The organism is Streptococcus sp. WM07, from assembly GCF_004570525.1.
Taxonomy (GTDB): domain Bacteria; phylum Bacillota; class Bacilli; order Lactobacillales; family Streptococcaceae; genus Streptococcus.
Map to the genome: position 1 here is coordinate 19,277 of NZ_SPPZ01000007.1, position 17,587 is coordinate 36,863.

General features: G+C 41.7%; 20 protein-coding genes and 2 pseudogenes. All 22 read right to left on the bottom strand.

Annotated features, from left to right (window positions below; all coding sequences use genetic code 11):
- Positions 1–4: 4 nt before the first annotated feature.
- Positions 5–673 carry a CbiQ family ECF transporter T component gene (locus tag E4T71_RS01925; protein ID WP_135036052.1) on the bottom strand — a complete coding sequence of 223 codons (669 nt, stop codon included), beginning with the start codon at positions 671–673 and terminating at the stop codon, positions 5–7.
- Positions 660–944: an energy-coupling factor ABC transporter substrate-binding protein gene (locus E4T71_RS01930; protein ID WP_135036055.1), complete on the bottom strand. Its 285-nt coding sequence runs from the start codon at positions 942–944 to the stop codon at positions 660–662. Before E4T71_RS01930 ends, E4T71_RS01925 begins: the two co-directional genes overlap by 14 nt.
- On the bottom strand, positions 941–1,660 hold the full coding sequence (locus E4T71_RS01935; protein WP_135036058.1) for an energy-coupling factor ABC transporter permease: 720 nt from the start codon (positions 1,658–1,660) through the stop codon (positions 941–943). The genes E4T71_RS01930 and E4T71_RS01935 overlap by 4 nt, the downstream gene beginning before the upstream one ends.
- A gap of 14 nt (positions 1,661–1,674) precedes the next feature.
- Positions 1,675–2,379: a cobalt-factor II C(20)-methyltransferase gene (locus E4T71_RS01940; RefSeq protein ID WP_135036061.1), complete on the bottom strand. Its 705-nt coding sequence runs from the start codon at positions 2,377–2,379 to the stop codon at positions 1,675–1,677.
- Complete coding sequence (locus E4T71_RS01945) at positions 2,376–3,158, bottom strand: sirohydrochlorin cobaltochelatase (RefSeq protein ID WP_135036064.1); 783 nt, start codon at positions 3,156–3,158, stop codon at positions 2,376–2,378. The genes E4T71_RS01940 and E4T71_RS01945 overlap by 4 nt, the downstream gene beginning before the upstream one ends.
- Positions 3,155–4,597, bottom strand: coding sequence for a uroporphyrinogen-III C-methyltransferase (gene cobA / locus E4T71_RS01950; protein ID WP_135036067.1), 1,443 nt, complete (start codon positions 4,595–4,597; stop codon positions 3,155–3,157). Before cobA ends, E4T71_RS01945 begins: the two co-directional genes overlap by 4 nt.
- A 1-nt stretch (position 4,598) precedes the next feature.
- Positions 4,599–5,354 carry a precorrin-6A reductase gene (gene cobK / locus E4T71_RS01955; RefSeq protein WP_135036070.1) on the bottom strand — a complete coding sequence of 252 codons (756 nt, stop codon included), beginning with the start codon at positions 5,352–5,354 and terminating at the stop codon, positions 4,599–4,601.
- The gene (cobJ, locus tag E4T71_RS01960; RefSeq protein WP_135036073.1) at positions 5,351–6,076 is read right to left on the bottom strand and encodes a precorrin-3B C(17)-methyltransferase; all 726 of its coding nucleotides are present in this window, start codon (positions 6,074–6,076) and stop codon (positions 5,351–5,353) included. The genes cobK and cobJ overlap by 4 nt, the downstream gene beginning before the upstream one ends.
- A 14-nt stretch (positions 6,077–6,090) precedes the next feature.
- A complete protein-coding gene (locus E4T71_RS01965) occupies positions 6,091–7,143 on the bottom strand; it encodes a cobalt-precorrin 5A hydrolase (protein WP_194181240.1) in 1,053 nt (350 codons plus the stop codon).
- On the bottom strand, positions 7,143–7,904 hold the full coding sequence (locus E4T71_RS01970; RefSeq protein ID WP_135036079.1) for a cobalt-precorrin-4 methyltransferase: 762 nt from the start codon (positions 7,902–7,904) through the stop codon (positions 7,143–7,145). Before E4T71_RS01970 ends, E4T71_RS01965 begins: the two co-directional genes overlap by 1 nt.
- A complete protein-coding gene (locus E4T71_RS01975) occupies positions 7,901–8,467 on the bottom strand; it encodes a decarboxylating cobalt-precorrin-6B (C(15))-methyltransferase (RefSeq protein ID WP_135036082.1) in 567 nt (188 codons plus the stop codon). The genes E4T71_RS01970 and E4T71_RS01975 overlap by 4 nt, the downstream gene beginning before the upstream one ends.
- Complete coding sequence (locus tag E4T71_RS01980; protein ID WP_135036085.1) at positions 8,424–9,071, bottom strand: cobalt-precorrin-7 (C(5))-methyltransferase; 648 nt, start codon at positions 9,069–9,071, stop codon at positions 8,424–8,426. Before E4T71_RS01980 ends, E4T71_RS01975 begins: the two co-directional genes overlap by 44 nt.
- Positions 9,062–10,189 carry a cobalt-precorrin-5B (C(1))-methyltransferase CbiD gene (cbiD, locus tag E4T71_RS01985; RefSeq protein ID WP_194181241.1) on the bottom strand — a complete coding sequence of 376 codons (1,128 nt, stop codon included), beginning with the start codon at positions 10,187–10,189 and terminating at the stop codon, positions 9,062–9,064. Before cbiD ends, E4T71_RS01980 begins: the two co-directional genes overlap by 10 nt.
- A 6-nt stretch (positions 10,190–10,195) precedes the next feature.
- Positions 10,196–10,825 carry a precorrin-8X methylmutase gene (locus E4T71_RS10440; protein ID WP_306766716.1) on the bottom strand — a complete coding sequence of 210 codons (630 nt, stop codon included), beginning with the start codon at positions 10,823–10,825 and terminating at the stop codon, positions 10,196–10,198.
- Between the two features lie 75 nt (positions 10,826–10,900).
- A pseudogene (locus tag E4T71_RS10445) lies at positions 10,901–11,509 on the bottom strand (precorrin-8X methylmutase); the annotation flags it as partial.
- A gap of 8 nt (positions 11,510–11,517) precedes the next feature.
- Entirely contained in the window at positions 11,518–12,468 is a 951-nt protein-coding gene (gene cbiB, locus E4T71_RS01995) for an adenosylcobinamide-phosphate synthase CbiB (protein ID WP_135036090.1), read from the bottom strand.
- Positions 12,455–13,822, bottom strand: a complete 1,368-nt coding sequence (locus E4T71_RS02000; RefSeq protein ID WP_135036092.1) for a cobyrinate a,c-diamide synthase — start codon at positions 13,820–13,822, stop codon at positions 12,455–12,457. Before E4T71_RS02000 ends, cbiB begins: the two co-directional genes overlap by 14 nt.
- A gap of 302 nt (positions 13,823–14,124) precedes the next feature.
- Complete coding sequence (locus E4T71_RS02005) at positions 14,125–15,168, bottom strand: glycerate kinase (protein WP_135036095.1); 1,044 nt, start codon at positions 15,166–15,168, stop codon at positions 14,125–14,127.
- 278 nt (positions 15,169–15,446) lie between these two features.
- A complete protein-coding gene (gene dhaM / locus E4T71_RS02010) occupies positions 15,447–15,821 on the bottom strand; it encodes a dihydroxyacetone kinase phosphoryl donor subunit DhaM (RefSeq protein WP_135036098.1) in 375 nt (124 codons plus the stop codon).
- A complete protein-coding gene (gene dhaL, locus E4T71_RS02015) occupies positions 15,821–16,396 on the bottom strand; it encodes a dihydroxyacetone kinase subunit DhaL (RefSeq protein WP_135036101.1) in 576 nt (191 codons plus the stop codon). The genes dhaM and dhaL overlap by 1 nt, the downstream gene beginning before the upstream one ends.
- Before the next feature lie 10 nt (positions 16,397–16,406).
- Positions 16,407–17,396: a dihydroxyacetone kinase subunit DhaK gene (gene dhaK, locus E4T71_RS02020; protein ID WP_135036104.1), complete on the bottom strand. Its 990-nt coding sequence runs from the start codon at positions 17,394–17,396 to the stop codon at positions 16,407–16,409.
- Between the two features lie 57 nt (positions 17,397–17,453).
- Positions 17,454–17,587 (bottom strand): annotated as a pseudogene (locus tag E4T71_RS02025) (IS5/IS1182 family transposase); the annotation flags it as partial.

Below are 17,587 nucleotides of genomic sequence, written 5' to 3' on the forward strand. Positions count from 1 at the left end.
ACCTCTATCTCTGATTATCAAAACGTAATTCCATTAATTCCTGCAACCGTTCTTGTTTTTCAAGCATCCGAATAAATAATGTTTTCCAAAGTAAGGCCGTCATCTGAATTTTTTGATTCCATGTTCCAAAAGAAAATTTCAAATCTAGGGTATCTCGCATCAAAATATATTCTTCTAACAAAAGAAAAATAAAACGATGCATCAAAACAATAATCTCTATTAAAAAAAGAGGGAGGCGAAGCTGTCTTAGGAGCTTCATCAAATCATGAAAAGAAATAGATACAATGAATAGGTAGCTAGCCATAATACTGGTATAAATCCGGAGAAATAATGCAACTATGATCGGCCAGGAAGTAACTTGCCAACCAAGAAAGCCTCCCAAAAAAGGAATCGAGCCGGTCAAGTCCAAAGGACTATTTGAATATTGGATGAGAATTGTTACAAAACTCATCAGAATAAAAGGCAAGGGGTAGAGTAGCCACAAACGATAGGTCTTCCAAGAAAGCTTCGCTAAATAACACGTCAAAATAGGTAAAAGTAACAAGAGAGTAAGTTGAATCCCTCTATTATTCGAAAATGCCGCTATCAATAAGAGCAAATACATAAAACCTTTGATACGAGAATCTAGAAAGCCTATTCGATTCTGGTAGGCGTAACGATCAAAGGGAAACATCACTCCGTTTTCCCTTCTGATAGCCTAGGAAATAGGCAATAATTCCCGCACCTATAGAACCTTGAAGTGTGAAGAGCAGGCTTTCAATTTCTCCACTTGCTGGCTCATACACTGAATGAAACCACGGCTGATAGTCCGGATTCACCTGTTCAATGACTGTTTCAGCTTGACTATCTGCTCCAGAATACTCTGCTCCCTGTGGTGACCATAAAAAAGATAAGCCAATAATAGCCACGCAAGCGACTACTAGCAACATATTTTGCTTTTTCATCCTTCAAATACCCCCTTTATAGATTTCGTTTCTGCTAGAAGATTGAAGAGTAGAACTGACAATAATCCCTCAATCACAGCAATCGGAAACTGAGTAATCATAAATACAGACATAAACTTAATGGCTGAGCCCATTATTCCACTAATTGAATCTGGATAAGCCCAGGCCAACTGGAGTGATGTCGTCAAATAAGTTGCCATATCCGCCACAAAAGCACAGAGGAAAATAGCCCAGGTCTTTGGTAATTTCAATTTGAGTCCTATTTTATAAAAAGCATAACCAACAAAGGGTCCTACAACTGCCATGGAAAAAGCATTTGCTCCTAATGTAGTCAAACCACCGTGAGCTAAGAAAAGAGCTTGAAATAAGAGACAAATAGCTCCTAAAACACTCATTACACTTGGACCAAACATGGAAGTCCCCAAACCTACACCGGTCGGATGGGAAGTTGAACCTGTTACTGATGGAATTTTTAGTGCAGAAAGAATAAATACAAATGCCCCCGCCAAGGCTAAAAATATCTTACTTTGCTGTTCTGTTTCCACCATACGTTTCATCCGCACTAAGCCAGCAATAAAGAAAGGAATAAACAGTACAAACCAAAATGCTGCCATAGCTGGTGGAAGATAGCCTTCCATAATATGCATAGCTGAAACAGGCTTCATCCAGAAGCAACACAACAATACAAAAAGGACAGAAAAACGAAGCATTTTCATAGTTTTCACCACTTTCAATTTAACGGAGTTTTTTTCACAATCATACTTGTAAAATAACTCAAAGAGGCATTGGGATCCAGATCCTCTAGATTCGAAATGATTACTTGGTCTGGGCGAGAAGCATGACTAACTAAACTTGCTTTAGAGAGAAGATTTTCTTCCCTTAAAAGAAGAAGGACCTCCTCCAATCTCGGTGCTACCTTCATGATAACGAGATTTTCATGAATCTGAAGAGCTTGGCGAATTTTTTCTGTACCTGCTGTCGCGGGAATAATAGCTAACGATTCTTCATCTAGTACAAGAGGTTGTCCCAGTTCTGCCGCCATACTTGTAAAAGAGGTAATCCCAGGTATCGTTTTAGTCGGAACCTCGGGAGCTAGGTAGTTCAATAAATAACTGTAGGTGCTATAAACCATGGGATCTCCCAAAGTAATAAAACCAACTTCTTTTCCTGCCAGAATATCAGCCTGAATTTCGTGAGCAATTTGAATCCATTCTTTTTCCTTCTTAGCAAGATAACGAGTCATCGGAAAATGTCTCACCTTAATCTCTACCTCTTCCGACAAATAGGGCTGAGCAATACTTAGGGCCAGACTCTTAGCTCCTTTTTTTCCTTGTGGCGTATAGAGAATATCCAACTGGCCTAGTAATTGACTCGCCTTTACTGTAACGAGTTCACTATCACCGGGTCCAATTCCAATTCCATAAAAACAAGTCATACGGCTCCTCCTAGCAAATCTTGAACATGACTAATATAAAGATCTTGAATCTCAGGAATTTGACCCAAGCCCTGTAATAGAATGTCAACTTCATAACCATGATTTCTAAAAAAGCTTGCCCAAGAATCTTCCCCATCTCCAGCTAAATCATGACTAGCATGATCACCCGCTACCAACATCAAAGGAGCTAATAGAATCCGCTTAACTCCTGCGGCTCGATACTCCTCTTCGAGAGCCATAAGGGGATCTATTTCATTACCTTCTACACAGGCTATTTGAACCATTTCTTTTGGCAGATAGTCCGTAAGATGATCATATGATTTGTGTTGAGGATGTTGACTGCCATGTCCCATCAACAGACTCCTCTGCTTAGGTGAATCCTGACCATACAGATGAAGCAAAATTTCTGCAACTGTTTGAAAATCCTCTTCAGAATCTAAAAGTGGACGTCCAATCCCCAATTTTTTAAAGACACTATCAAATTTCCGAGCTTGCCCTAACATTTTTTCATACTCTGCTCCAGCAATCAGATGGAGAGGCTGTAGATAGACCTCCTCAACACCTTTATGAGCTAGTTCTGATAAAATTTCCTGAACATTCGGAATCTGAATCCCCTCTTGTTTGGCTACAATCTGAATCACTTTTTGGGAAGTAAAAGCCCTAAACACATTATACTCAGGAAAGGCTTCTTCGATTCGAGCCTCACACGCACCAATCGTCTTCTCCCTCGTCTCAGGATAACTGGTTCCAAAGCTTACCGCTATAATGGCTGATTTCATTCTAAAACCTCCTGGCAAAGTTCAATAAGAGAAACTAGGGTATTCTCTCTAGTCTGATGGACAATCATCCGTTCCGCTGTCTCTAGATAGTTATAGCCAGCTGTTCCCATAACAAGAATTGGCGTAGTTCCCCAATCAATAGCACTTTCCTGGCTGATCTCAAGAAAGTTTGTGACAGCTAAAACATTTGGAAGACACACCGCATCAACATCATCCCATTGACTGGTATCCGCCTCACTGCCTCTCGACAATTGATGCGTGATCATCACCGGATAAGAATACTCTTGCTCTACCCAAGCTAGCTTGCTATCTGAGGTTAAAACTAACCAATCACTTCCCATTTTTTCCAATTCACGTTGAAAACCTTCATCATCAAGATGTGCTGCCTGGGCATCCAATATAACCCCTGTTTTTTCAATAGACTGGGCAGTGTGGTTCCCTACAGCGGCTATCTTCAATTGACCTAACTGCCGGATATCCACGGACTGCTCCTGTAACGCCTGGAGGAAAAATGACCAACTTGCTAAATCTGCCACTAATAAGCCTGTTAGTTGTGCAAAATCTGGTAAGTCAACTGGACATGCCTGAGCTTGATTTCTGGCAGGAAAGGTAACTACGTTTGCTCCTGCATCCTTAAGCAGCTGTGGCAATCTCCCTTTTTCCGATTCCTGAATTAAAATCTTTTTCCCAAATAATGGACCAGATTCGAAAAAGTTCAGTGACTCCCTAAAGTCAACAACAGCCCCAATAACAATAATACACGGTGCTTGAAATTGGGCTGCTCTAGCTTCATGTAGAAGATTTTCTAATGTACTTGTTAAAGTTCGTTGCTTAGGATAAGTTCCCCACTCAACAATCGCCGCTGAGCTATTAGGATCATAACCAGCTTCTAGAAGGCCTAGTTGAATTTTTTCCAAATGTTTCATCCCCATTAAGAACACCAAACTTCCCTCTAGCTGTGCGATAGCAGACCAATCTAAATCTTGGTTTGGATCCTCCAAATGAGCAGTAAAAACATGAAAACTTCTTGCTAAATTCCGGTGAGTCACAGGGATTCCAGCGTAAGCAAGAGCTGCTGTAGCGGAACTAATCCCAGGAACAACCTCAAAAGAAATACCTGCTTCCTGTAAAGCCAAAGCTTCCTCACCCCCACGACCAAAAATATAGGGATCCCCACTTTTTAAACGAACAACTCTCAAACCTTGCTGGGCTTTTTCAATCAAAATAGCGATGATTTCTTCCTGTTTAATACAGGGCTTACCAACCACTTTTCCAACATCAATCAATTGGCAATCTTCTGGTACATATGTTTGAAAAATAGGATTGACTAAGCGATCATAGACCAAAACCTCTGCCTCTGCTAGGCGTCTTTTTCCCTTGACACTGATAAGTTCCTCATCTCCGGGACCAGCTCCTAATAAACTTACAAACCCGCTCATACTAACTCCTCTCTTCCAAATAGACCTCTAATTCCTCTAAGGTTGAAACCATTCGGGGATAGCTTAACTCAGGACGTCCGATAATCAAACATTCCATTCCTAATTCTGCACATAAATCTATTTTTTCACGGATTCCTCCTACCTGACCACTTTCCTTAGTCACAAAAACCGTTGCCTGAGAGCGTTCTAACAAGGCTCGTTGAAGCTCTATACTAAGCGGAGATTTTAAGGCATCAATCTGATCCGCCACTAAACCCAAGGATTCACAATGCGCTAATACTTGACTAGTAGGTAAAACCCTAGCAATAAAGCGACAGTTCGGAACTCCCTCTACAAAGAGGCCTAACGTCTTACTGCCTGTCCCTAAATAAACCACTTGATGCCTTTGTTCTTTTATCCAATCAATAGCCTCTTGATAAGAACGAACAAGAATGGCCCCACTTAAATCCTCAGTCGCTGGTCTCTCAAAACGAAGATAGGGAAGCTTTGCTTGCTTCGCAGCCTTCATAGCTTCTTTTGAAACTAAGTCTGCAAATGGATGGGTTACATCCAGCAAGAGTTCCACAGACTGCTCCCTCATATACTCAACCATTTGAGTAGCAGTCAATCTTCCCTGAATCACTGGTTGTCCATGTTTCTCCGCTAAAATCCTACCATAGTCTGTCACTACTGACGTAGTAACTGAGTGCCCTCTTTCTCCTAGATAGTCCAGTACCCTTAAACTATCCGAGGTTCCTCCCAATAAGAGAATTTTCATAATTTATAACCTCGAGGAGTAATCATACGACCTTGTTTAACATACGTTTCTTTATTACCAATTAGGACAATTGTTGTCATATCCACTTGATTCTCATCTAATTCACCAATAGTTGTCAGAATCAATTTCTCTTTGGAGCGTCCAATGTCTTTTCCGATTCCAACAATCGTATCTTGAGATTTATACTGTCCTAAAATATCCAAAGCTCTTGCTAAATGATTCGGTCTTCCCTTGCTACGAGGATTATAAAGACAAACGACAAAATCGCCCATCCCAGCAGCATGAAGACGTTTTTCAATCATTTCCCAAGGTGTCATGAGGTCACTCAAACTAATATGACAAAAATCATTCATAAGAGGAGCACCAAGACTAGCTGCTGCACCGAGACTAGCTGTAATTCCTGGAATAACCTTAACTTCTAAATCACTGGATTCATCCAATAACTCTAGAATTAAGCCTGCCATGCCGTAGACTCCTGCATCTCCGCTGGATACTACACCTACATTTTTACCAGTCTCCTCCGCCAACTCAATCGCCTTCTTACAGCGATCAATCTCTTGTCGCATCCCGGTTGCCACATGTTCCTTATCCTTAACCAAATCCTTAATGAGACGCATGTAGGTTGAATAACCAACAATAATATCACAAGCTTCAATCGCTTCCAAAGCTTCTAAGGAGAACAATTCCTTTTTCCCTGGTCCCAATCCAATAATATATAACATCTTATTCTCCTTTTCTAAAATGACTTCGCAAGGGCAAAAGTTGCCCCTTTCCAAGAAAATCGCTCCGACAATACTTGACCCCGACTCGCCAAATCCGCAGCTGCCAACGCCACACTTCCAACTCCTACTTGTTTTTTTACAAATTCAGATTGAGGATATTTATCAGCCACCTCTAACAACTCATCTTTGCTATAGGTTACAAAAGGAATCCCCAAATCCTTAGCTAATTCAATGATAGCCCTTTCATTCTTTTTAACATCAATACTCGCTAACAAAGCAATTTGACTTTTTTTTATATTTTGTTTTTGACAAAAAAGCAAGAAACCTTCCTCAAAATCTTCATAGGCAAGACCCTTACGAGCTCCTACTCCCAACAGATAGGGTTTAGGCTGAATCTGGGCTAAATGGGGAGCTGACTTAAGCTCACGCTCCTGGCCCAGATAAATTACAAAATCACCAGCCTGCAGATGTTCTTCCAGTTGCCCTTCCTCAATCAAGGTCAAACCTCGCAAATCGTCCAACCATTCTTCTTCCTGATAAAGATAAACTGGTTGACCAGCTGCAAGAGCAGCATTAAACTCCTTCACCAAAGGTCTTAAATCATCACGCCAACCATTGACAGACTGGGCTAAGCTATCTAAGGCTTGTACCCCTTGAGTATCCGTTGCTGTTGTGATAACCGGACAGGCTCCCAGCTCTTGTGCCACTTGAAGACAAAGTTGATTCGCTCCTCCTAGATGTCCACTGAGTAGACTAATCACATGTCTCCCCTTCTCATCCAACACTAAAACTGCTGGATCCGCAGCCTTATCTCGAATAACCTCTGCCAAAGAACGAATGACAATTCCGGTTGCCATAATACAAATTAAGTAATCAACTTCTTGGAAGAGAGCTGCGATATCGGCTGTAATTTTCTCTGAGAGGTTTTTACGATGAGCCGTAGCCAAGCGCGGACTCGTATAAACTGCTCCGTATCCAAACTCAATAGCAGACTCTAGTGTCTCTGCCAATTGGCAACCGGCCTCTGTAATCGCAACCAGGGCATACTTCTTCCCTCTTAATGGGATCATTCGATTCCCTCTCTATATTCATGACTAAAATGAGAATGGTAGAGCTTTGAATAATAAAACTCTTCTCCCAAAAAGTCACCCACTAAAATTAAAGCAGTTTTCCGGATTCCAGCCTCTTGCACCGCCTGAGCAATGGTTTCAAGAGTTCCAAACACTTGCTTTTCTTCCGGCCAAGTTGCTTTGTAAATGACCGCTACAGGGGTTGAAGATGGATATCCTCCTACTAACAACTCCTTCACGACTTCTTCAATCCCTTGAACAGATAAGAAAATCGCCATTGAAGTTCGATGTTCAGCAAACCGCCTCAAGGATTCCCGTTCTGGGACAGGGGTCCGCCCTGCCATTCGCGTAATAATGAGACTCTGAGAAACCTCCGGAACCGTGTATTCCGTACCAATACTAGAGGCAGCACCTAAGAAAGAAGAGACTCCAGGTGTGCAATCAAAGGCAATCCCTCTCTTTTTCATTTCCTCCGTTTGTTCTCGAATCGAACCATAAATGGAGAAATCCCCCGTTTGTAATCGAACGACATCTAGCCCTTTCTTCGTTCCTTCCTCCATCACATCCACAATCTCCATCAAATGCATTGTGGCACTATCATAGAGAGCTGCCTCGGGCTTACAATAGGACAAAAGCTCCTTATTAATTAATGAGCCTGCATAAATCACAATATCTGCTGCTGCTAATTGCTTATAACCTTTCAGAGTAATTAATTCAACATCCCCTGGACCTGCACCTACAAAATGTACCTTACTCATTCCGTTTCTTCCTTCTTTCTACAAGATATAATCAGAGTTGGGTTCTGAGGTTTAAAATAGTGTCCCTTTCCCAACCCTGTCCAACGACTAGATTGAACCGAAATCATGTCTACTTCTACAAAATCTAGATGCTCTAGATATCCTATCGCTTCCAAAGCATTCTCAAGCAGAATAAAATTCAAGACTAGGCGACCTCCCGGCAGCAAAAGTTCCTGAGACCAGCTGACTATTTCTTGAAGATTCCCCCCGGAACCACCAACAAAAATCGCATCAAAATTCCCCTCTACTGGAATCGGAGCTAACCCCTCCAATAATTGTATGTTTCGACACTGAAAATGCTGAAAATTCTGTTGACTAATATCGAGGGCAGCAGGATTTTTTTCGATTGCCGTCACTTCTAAATCTGGAAATTCCAGAGCCGCTTGGATGCTCACACTACCTGTTCCAGAACCAACATCCAGGAATCGTTTGGCTCCCTGCAATTCTAGTTTATCCAAGGTAATAGCCCGAACCTCCTCCTTAGTCATTGGTACTTTTGTTCGTAAAAAAAGCGAATCCTTCATCTATAATCACCACCACATTCATCTTATAAGGTCGATCTTCCACCTGTTCTGCGGAAGAAATACTAACTTTTTCATCCGGATAACTTAAATTTTCACCAATAACCACCGTTTTTCTTAACCCTCTCTTCACCACTTCTTGTGCAATCTGATAAGGACCAAGTTGTTGATCCGTTACCAAAAACACTTTTGGAAGTGAAAGAAGAAAATCAAAATTCGGCTGCTTAGCATGGCTGCTACTCAAATAAGCATCGTTCATCGGTAAAGCGAGTCGACTAGCTAAATACTGCATTGAACTAATCCCAGGTTCCAGTAAGACCTGCCCTGGAAAGTTCTCTGTCAACCATTTCCCCAATCCATAAACCAATGGATCCCCTGAAACCAAAAAGACAATCCGCCTCCCCTCTGGCTGTTGATGGAGGTAAGCTTTCAAATCTGCCAGTTTCTTAGGAGCAACCTGTCCCTTCTGTCGGAAATTTTGGGGAAGGGTGTCTAAGTGCCGCTGACTGCCTAAAATCAAATCTGCCTCTTGAAACCATGCCTCTTGACCTAATAGACCATAATGTAAATCACCAGGACCAATTCCTACTACTCGTATCATAACCATTCCTCAATTAACTTCTCCATAGGCTGACTAGATGCTAAATAAGTATTCGCAGAGCCAAACAAAATAACATCTATAGTGACCTGCGGATTTCGATTCCTCAATAGACGCATAGATTTTGATTGAATCTTGTCCACCAAGACTTGGTAAACTTCTTGGAATCCATATTGCTCAATCAATTGGCAGGCAGCATCTGTCGTCAGGCAGCTATCTATCTCTCTTAACAGCTCTAGGGGAGCCCCCAGTAACGCTACATTCGCAATCAGTGTCTCAATCCTAGCGTCTGCATCCTTGCTATGAGTAGAAAAAGTCCCTGAGGCAACCTTGACAAATTTACCAATATGACCAATCATCAGAATTCTCTCAAATCCAATCCGCTGTGCCTCTTTTAAAACATGTCCAATAAAATTACTCATATTTACTATTTTGTGCTTTGAAAATCCTAAAATAGTACAAGCAAAATCTTCACCATAATTTCCCGGAACTAAAATCACCGAAGTTGAGCCATTTTTAAAAAGCATGGTTAATTCGACTGTAATAGCTGCTTTCCAACTATCCTCCGACATCGGATTCACAATCCCCGTCGTCCCAAGTATTGATATACCACCTTCAATACCTAGTCGTGAATTATAGGTTAACCTTGCAGTTTCTTCTCCTTTAGGGACTGAAATCAGAATATCTGCCCCTAAATCTACCCCTAAAATTTCACGAACCTGTTTTTCTATCTGCTGACGAGGAGTCTTATTGATAGCAGCCATTCCTATTTCCAGAGCTAATCCAGGCTTGGTTACACGACCAACCCCTGTTCCCCCTTCAATCTGTATCTGGTTACAATCCTCTCTAAGCGTGACTTCAGAGTATATCAGCAATCCATGTGTAGCGTCTGCATCATCTCCACCATCTTTGCGAATAGCAGCCCGAGCCCACTTATCAGAAAATTGGGCATCTTCCACATGTAGAACCAAATCTACACCAGAAGCCGTTTTTACCTCCACTTTTTCCAGCAACTCTTGTTGTAGAATCATATGAGTAGCAGCAAGGCTTGCCGCTGTAGCACAGGTACCTGTGGTATAACCTTTTCTCAGTTTCTTCCCATTGGCATAAACATAATCTTCCATCAGTTTCACCTATTCCAACTTCATTTGCTCCAGAATTGCATTGACAATGGATGCTGCGATTCCACTTCCTCCCTTAGCTCCTAATGCGGCAATGGATGGTATCTCGCTTTCATGAAGTTGCTGTTTTGATTCAGCTGCTCCAACAAACCCAACAGGGACTCCAATAACAGCTTCTGGATGTAGGCGACCTTCTTCAACCATATCTAACACTTTAAATATTGAGGTTGGAGCATTGCCAAAAACAAAAATTTTAGGCCCTTCAATCTTAGCTGCGTGCTCTACTGCGGCCATTGAACGGGTAATCTTTTTTTGCTTGGCCTCTTCGAATATTTCCGGTCGGTTAACCAAGCACTCATAACGTACTCCCCAGCTATCCAAAGCTTCCGTGTCTAGTCCAGCCAATACCATAGTTGTATCCGAAAAGAGATAGCCTCCCTGACGTATAACAGATTGAATCGCTTCAAGAACTTGTTTGCTAAACACCAAATTATTCGCGTAATCTTGATCCGCAGAAGTAGTAATAACTCTGGAAACAATAGCTGCATGACTAGGATCCATTGCCTTGGTCAATGCATCCGTATCAATTGCACCAAGATTTAATTGCTGATATTTATAGTCTCCAGATGCCTCTGTATCCACAGAAGATTCTTTATCCGGTGTCGCATAACGTTTATAATCTTGCGTCTCAACCAGCTGTAGTTGATAGAGCACCGCGTTAATAGTTGAAACCACAATTGTAGAGCCTCCCTTAGCCCCACGACTCCTTAACCAAGGAAAGGTGCTCTCAGTTAACAATTCCTTATCCATCCGTGCTCTGGAGTAACCTGTCGTTAAAGCCAGTACAGCCTGAATAGACGTTTTCTTTTTCTCTAAATGAGGTAATAGTACTTCTAGAACTCCTGACGCTGTTCCCAAAGCCAAGAGAGTCGGTCTCTCATCCGAGAACGACAGAATCTTTGTAACTAACCGTTCCTCCTCATCACTCCGTAGTTCTCGACCAATAACCTCATGCTCCAATAGATTTTCATAGGATACCTCTAACTGATCTAAAACCCTTTTGTTTATCCCATTTAGAGATAAGGGAGAATCCGTTATGATTTTTCCTTTATTTTGAAAAATAAACATCAACTTCTCCAAGATATCCGAAGAGAATTCCAAATTAAAAAGATAGTCGAAATCTCCAGAAGTATGGATAGCCCGCTTAATAATGGACTCCTCCATCTCATTGTGAAACTGATAACCCGGATAGTCACGGTCAATCTGTTCTTGAATTAATCGAAAACTCTTTGCTTCGATAGACGATGGATTCTTAATATAAGTCATAGAACCTCCTAAAAATCAAAGAAAAAACGAAGGAGCAAATAGGATATAAAAAATATACATACTGTTAGATAGAGTAAGTGAACGGTGGCAGGGATATCCTTCGCTCGAGCAGGACGCCTATCCTCACCAATACTGGGCTTTTCAACCCATTGACCATGATAAATGTGGGGTCCTCCTAATTTAATTCCCAAGGCCCCCGCCACAACAGCTTCCGAAAAGGCACTATTTGGACTCGCATGCTGATAACGATCCCGCCAACCAATTTTCCAAGCAGATTGCCAATCAAGATTTGTAAGACAGGTTCCTAGTAACATACATATCCACGTTAAACGTGCCGGAATCAGATTTAACAAATCATCCATTTTAGCAGATACAAAACCGATTTCCCGATATTTTTCAGTCTTATATCCCACCATCGAATCCAGGGTATTCACAGCCTTGTATCCAATTGCCCAAATGGGACCTCCTAGAATTAGAAAAAATAAGGGACCAATAACACCGTCACTTGTGTTTTCTGCAACTGTTTCAACAGTCGCTTTCACGATTTCATCAGAAGTTAATTCAGATGTATCCCGCCCCACAATCATTCCAACCTGTTGACGAGCCTCTTGCAGCGTTCCTTCCAATAACGTGCTATATACTTTTTGAGCTTCTAATGCAAGACTTTTAGTTGCCAAACAAGTATAGGCTAGGTACATCCACACTATTGAAAAGACATAGACGGATAAAGATTTAGCAATTTCTAAAATCAACCATGTCAAAAAGACACTCAAACCAACGGTACTAATCCATAGGAAAAATCCAAATATGTACCCGGATACTGGAATCCGATGCCGCAAACTGTTAAACCATGTGATATAATTTCCCATACATTTCACTGGATGGGGCCAATCATAAGGATCCCCAAGTAGCCAATCTAGAACAAGGGCTCCCAAAATGAGCCAATCAGTTTGAAGCATGAACCTCACCAATCCAATCTAACCATAAATCCACCATTTCTGGTTGTTGATAAAAATGAAGGTGGAGATAAGAGGCAAAAGTATGACCTTTTTGATAGCCCCCTGACCAAGCAGCAACCTGTTGACCATCACGATATTTTTCCAGATTCAGCACCGTTGGCTCATTCGTTTCAAAAGTAGAATGATGAAACTCATGCCCTTTTAATAAGGTTCCTACTGGACCAAATAAACTGCTCTCTAGGGTTTTAGCCTGACAATACCCAAAACGCTGAAGTCTTTGAGTCATCCTACTGCTTCCATCGAAGATACCGACCATCTCAAACTTCCGACCATCTTTCTCCAAATCCTTACCAAGGTACATCAAGCCTCCACATTCTCCATAAATCGGAATTCCTTGAACATGTGCACGAAAAACAGACTTACGAAAAGAGTGATTGGCTTCTAACTCCTCTGCAAATATTTCTGGAAAACCACCGCCAAAATAATAAGCATCCGCAGGCGGTAACTCTTTGTCTGCTAGAGGACTAAATGGAATTAAGGTAACTCCCTTCTCCCTCAATAATTCCAGATTATCCTCATAATAAAAATGGAAAGCTGAATCTAATGCATAACCAATACGTAGAGCAGGCTTCTCAGTTGACGGAAGAGAAAAACTGGTCTTCGTCAATGGACGCTCTATTACATCAAGCAGGCGATTCAGATCTACAGTCTTTTCAATCTCTTGACCAAAATAGGCTAACTGTTGATCGATGGCATCCAATTCCAAATCAGGAATTAGACCCAAATGCCTGGATGGCAAGACTAGCTCCTGATTTTTAGTCAAATACCCTAAAACAGGTATCTCCGTATAACGTTCAATGGCGCCTTTTATCAACTCAAAATGCATCTGAGAGCCAACTCGATTCACAATAACACCAACCAAGTCGAGATCAGAATCAAACGTAGAAAATCCATGAACGAGGGCTGCCGCTGAAGTAGAGGTAGCCTTCCCATCAATGACCAATACAACTGGTAATTTTAGGATTTTAGCAATACTGGCCGAGGAAGCAAAATCTTTATCAGTTCCCAAGCCATCAAACAGCCCCATTACTCCCTCAACCAAAGCCACGTCAACACCATCTAGTTGTTTCTGATAGAGGTACGACAGGCGTGTCGGATCATCAATCATGAACTGATCTAAATTCCGAGAAACTCTCTGACAAATCCGACTATGGTAAGCGCTATCAATATAATCTGGTCCCACTTTATAAGGTTGTACAGTGTAGCCCTGATTCTTTAAAGCCTGAAGTAATCCAAGGGTCACAGTCGTTTTTCCAACTCCACTAGATGGAGCAGCTATCATAACCTGTTTCATATCCCCTCCTAAAAAAATAAGCCACAAGAAATACTGTTTCTTGTAGCTTCGTTGCTCATTCAATTACTGCACGCCATTGTGCTTTCTATATCAAACTATACTATATTAAATAAGATTTGTCAATAAATTTTGAAAACGGATTCATTTCATTAATCAAAATTCCCAATCACTGTGATCAAATAATCATTAAATCACTTTCACTCCAACTTTCATTACTTCAAGAATTCTAGCTCCCTTTCAAAAATGTTTTCGAAAAAAGGTTACGACAAAAAGCCAACAGAATTTGTTAGCTTTTGACTTTTTTAAAATAGGTAGCGGGTAGTGATGATATTTTTAACAAGGGATTGAAGATTTACCAGGGTGCGTTCAGTTTCCATAGCCTGCTGTAGAGAAACGACTTCCTTTTGAATAGAAAAGGTTGCAAGGAAAGCCTCCTCAAATCCCTGAACTTCGTCCACACTTCCGCTTAAAGCGATAACAGGGACACCAGCTTTTTTTGCCATTCGTGCGACTCCAATCGGAACCTTCCCGTTCAAAGTCTGCTGATCCAAACGGCCTTCTCCTGTGAAAATCAAATCCGCTCCCTGGATGGCTTGAGCTAAGCCTAATTTTTCAGCAATAAAAGGGTAACCAGCCTCCAATTCTCCACCTAGGAGTGCCAAAGCACCTCCAAGACCACCTGCTGCTCCTGTTCCTGGAATCTTCTGAAGATCTATTCCCGTTTCCTGTTTCATCTGTTTGACAAACGCTTGAGCCACTAAATCCATAGCTTTTACTTGCTCCGGACTGGCACCTTTTTGGGGACCAAAGACCACCGCATACCCTTGAGAGCCAGCATAAGGATTAGAGACATCCGTTAACCCCCGTAAACGAATCTGGCTGAGATGACTACGCTCCTCATCCGTTAACGCATTCAGTAAACCACGGCCTCCATCCGAACTGCCACTCCCACCAAGAGTCAAGACCAACTCCTGACACCCCCGTGACAAAGCATCCCGCAATAGAACGGCTAGCCCCATACTTGTCGCACGTTCCACCGTTTCTGATGATGGAGTCATTTTATCAATTCCAATAACACGCGCCGACTCCACATACGCTGTTTGACCACTAATAAAGTAAGAAGCCACAATCGGTCGTTCCAATAAATCGACCGTCTCAACATCCACCCAAAAACCATCTAACCTCTGAGCCAGAGCATCCAAGGTTCCCTCTCCCCCATCCGCGATGGGAATTGTCATCACTTCTGCATCTGGTAACATTTCTAAAATCCCAGCCTTGGCAGCTTGGTTCAACTGATTCGACGTTGCAGATCCTTTAAAGGAATCAATGGCTACTAAAAATTTCATAGACAGACCTCCTCTCAAATCTCATTATACGCTTTTTTAAATAGATAAGGATTAGGTTCAATACCTAAGAAGCAAATTTCCTTCTCACTTCTTCTTTGATTTCATTTCCTAATATAAAAGTAGGGTTGAGATGAGGTTTTAACCCGTTGTCAAATAAATAATTATCTTAAATTTAAAAGCCAAATAGGCAGCAGACACTAGAATAAACTAGAGCATCATAAAAAAAACAGAAGCTAGGCCGAATATCATCATAAAGGTTGTACCTAGCTTCTTTTAAATTATTTTCGAATATTCAAATCTTCTAATTGTTCTAGGATTTCTTCCTCGCTAGCACCTACTTGTAAAAGAGCAGCCGCTGTGTAAGTCCCTTCAACAACTGGAACTGACTGAATCTGCACATCTTTGCTGGTCATTTCTGCCGCAAGTTCTAAGTTCATCCGAGCAGACCCCAAGTCATAGAATGCTAAGAGTCTTTGGGCTGGGTTTTGCTCAATTGCTTCGAAAACAGTTTCAAAGCTGGTTCCAATTTCTCCGTCAAGGGTCCCGCCAACATAGGTGAAGGGGATATCCGAAGTGACTTGAGAAATCAGTTCAGCCAAACCATTCGCAAGTTTACTTGAATGTGAAACCAGTAGAATTCCTAAGTTGGCCATTAAAGCACCTCCGCCTCAAGCATCGCTTCAAATAACAAACCTGATGAATAGGAACCTGGATCCACATGGCCCACAGATCGCTCCCCAACATACGAAGCCCGTCCTTTTTTAGCCTGTAAATCTTTAGTTGCTGCTACATAGTCTGTGATTTTTTGAGCTGTTAAAGTGTTCTCTTGTAGGTCTATTAAGACTGGAATCCAAACATCAAGCATGGTCTTATCCCCTAGCTGAGCCTGACCTCTTTTTTGGATATTAGCCAAAGCAGCTTCTAACGCTCCTCCGAGATCATCACTATCAATTTTCTGACTTAATCCTAGAAAGGCAGATCCATAGAGAGGTCCTGAAGCTCCTCCAACTTTTGACAACAGTTGCATTGCAACCATCTTAAAGAGAGCACCCGCTGATTCAAAGTCCTGCGTTTCCAATTCATCAACTACTGACTGCATACCTCTAGACATATTTCCTCCGTGATCTCCATCCCCAATAGGGGTATCTAAATCACTGAGTAAGGCTTGTTTGTCTTGTATTTTTTCATTAAACAAGAGCATCCATTTTTTTGCATCTGCCGTCTGCATAGTCTCCTCCTTACCAAGCAATCGTTTCTACTGGACTCATTAAAGCCTCTAGTTCTTCTTCCTGCTCTATACGCATAAGGGTCAACGATAGACCCGCCATGTCCAAGGAAGTCATATAATTTCCTAGTTTACGGAAGGATACACGGACTCCTTTAGCTTCCAAAAGTTTCATAACATCCTGAGCAAAAATATACTGTTCCATTAAAGGAGTGGATCCTAAACCATTAATCAACAAGGCAAATTCTTGACCTACTTCTGCTTGGAAGTCTTCCAACAACTTATCGACCAATTCTTGAGCCAGATTCGCTGATGGTTTCAACCGCTCCTTACGATAACCAGGTTCTCCATGAATCCCGACCCCGTATTCAAACTCATCATCCTCTAATACAAACCCTGGCTTGCCAACTTCCGGTAGAGTCGCTCCCGATAAAGCTAGACCAATGGTTTTGATCTGAGGAACAATACGATCCGCTAACTCTTTAATAGCTGTCAAACTCTGGCCTTGACGAGCTGCATGGCCCAAAATCTTGTGAACCAAAATTGTCCCTGCTACACCCCTGCGCCCTTGCGTGTACAAACTATTTTCGACAGCGATATCATCATCCACTACCACACTGGCAACCTGAATTCCCTCCAGCTCTGCTAACTCCTGAGCTATTTCGAAATTCATAATATCTCCAGAATAGTTTTTAATAACCATAAAGACCCCAGCTCCTTCATCAGCAGCTTTGATAGCTTCTAAAATTTGGTCTGGAGTTGGCGATGTAAAGACAGCACCACAAACCGCAGCTGATAACATTCCTTGACCAACAAAACCAGCATGCGAAGGCTCATGACCAGATCCGCCTCCCGAAATTAGACCAACACATCCTGTTTTTTCCGAGTTTCTCACTAAAACTTGAAAATCCTCATGTCGATGTAAAATCTCTGGATGGATTGCTACCAAGCCTTGAATCATCTCTTCTACTACTGCCCGTGGGTCATTGATAATTTTTTTCATCAGCTATCAGCCTCCTTTACTTTCTTCATTTATTATAATAAACTTCCTGCGAAACGTTTATAGCCTTTCAAAATTGATAATACCAGCAATCAAGTTCATTCTTAAACCAAATCGTTTCTTACGATTGCGGTAAGTTGTTGAAAAGATGTTAAACACTTTGAACTTTGCAAAAATATTCTCAACCTTAATTC

Excerpts from the sequence above, each read along its gene's own strand:
- E4T71_RS01925 (WP_135036052.1), bottom strand. The coding sequence starts at position 673 with ATGTTTCCCTTTGATCGTTACGCCTACCAGAATCGAATAGGCTTTCTA.
- E4T71_RS01930 (WP_135036055.1), bottom strand. The coding sequence starts at position 944 with ATGAAAAAGCAAAATATGTTGCTAGTAGTCGCTTGCGTGGCTATTATT.
- E4T71_RS01935 (WP_135036058.1), bottom strand. The coding sequence starts at position 1,660 with ATGAAAATGCTTCGTTTTTCTGTCCTTTTTGTATTGTTGTGTTGCTTC.
- E4T71_RS01940 (WP_135036061.1), bottom strand. The coding sequence starts at position 2,379 with ATGACTTGTTTTTATGGAATTGGAATTGGACCCGGTGATAGTGAACTC.
- E4T71_RS01945 (WP_135036064.1), bottom strand. The coding sequence starts at position 3,158 with ATGAAATCAGCCATTATAGCGGTAAGCTTTGGAACCAGTTATCCTGAG.
- cobA (WP_135036067.1), bottom strand. The coding sequence starts at position 4,597 with ATGAGCGGGTTTGTAAGTTTATTAGGAGCTGGTCCCGGAGATGAGGAA.
- cobK (WP_135036070.1), bottom strand. The coding sequence starts at position 5,354 with ATGAAAATTCTCTTATTGGGAGGAACCTCGGATAGTTTAAGGGTACTG.
- cobJ (WP_135036073.1), bottom strand. The coding sequence starts at position 6,076 with ATGTTATATATTATTGGATTGGGACCAGGGAAAAAGGAATTGTTCTCC.
- E4T71_RS01970 (WP_135036079.1), bottom strand. The coding sequence starts at position 7,904 with ATGAGTAAGGTACATTTTGTAGGTGCAGGTCCAGGGGATGTTGAATTA.
- E4T71_RS01975 (WP_135036082.1), bottom strand. The coding sequence starts at position 8,467 with ATGAAGGATTCGCTTTTTTTACGAACAAAAGTACCAATGACTAAGGAG.
- E4T71_RS01980 (WP_135036085.1), bottom strand. The coding sequence starts at position 9,071 with ATGGTTATGATACGAGTAGTAGGAATTGGTCCTGGTGATTTACATTAT.
- cbiB (WP_135036090.1), bottom strand. The coding sequence starts at position 12,468 with ATGCTTCAAACTGATTGGCTCATTTTGGGAGCCCTTGTTCTAGATTGG.
- E4T71_RS02000 (WP_135036092.1), bottom strand. The coding sequence starts at position 13,822 with ATGAAACAGGTTATGATAGCTGCTCCATCTAGTGGAGTTGGAAAAACG.
- E4T71_RS02005 (WP_135036095.1), bottom strand. The coding sequence starts at position 15,168 with ATGAAATTTTTAGTAGCCATTGATTCCTTTAAAGGATCTGCAACGTCG.
- dhaM (WP_135036098.1), bottom strand. The coding sequence starts at position 15,821 with ATGGCCAACTTAGGAATTCTACTGGTTTCACATTCAAGTAAACTTGCG.
- dhaL (WP_135036101.1), bottom strand. The coding sequence starts at position 16,396 with ATGCAGACGGCAGATGCAAAAAAATGGATGCTCTTGTTTAATGAAAAA.
- dhaK (WP_135036104.1), bottom strand. The coding sequence starts at position 17,396 with ATGAAAAAAATTATCAATGACCCACGGGCAGTAGTAGAAGAGATGATT.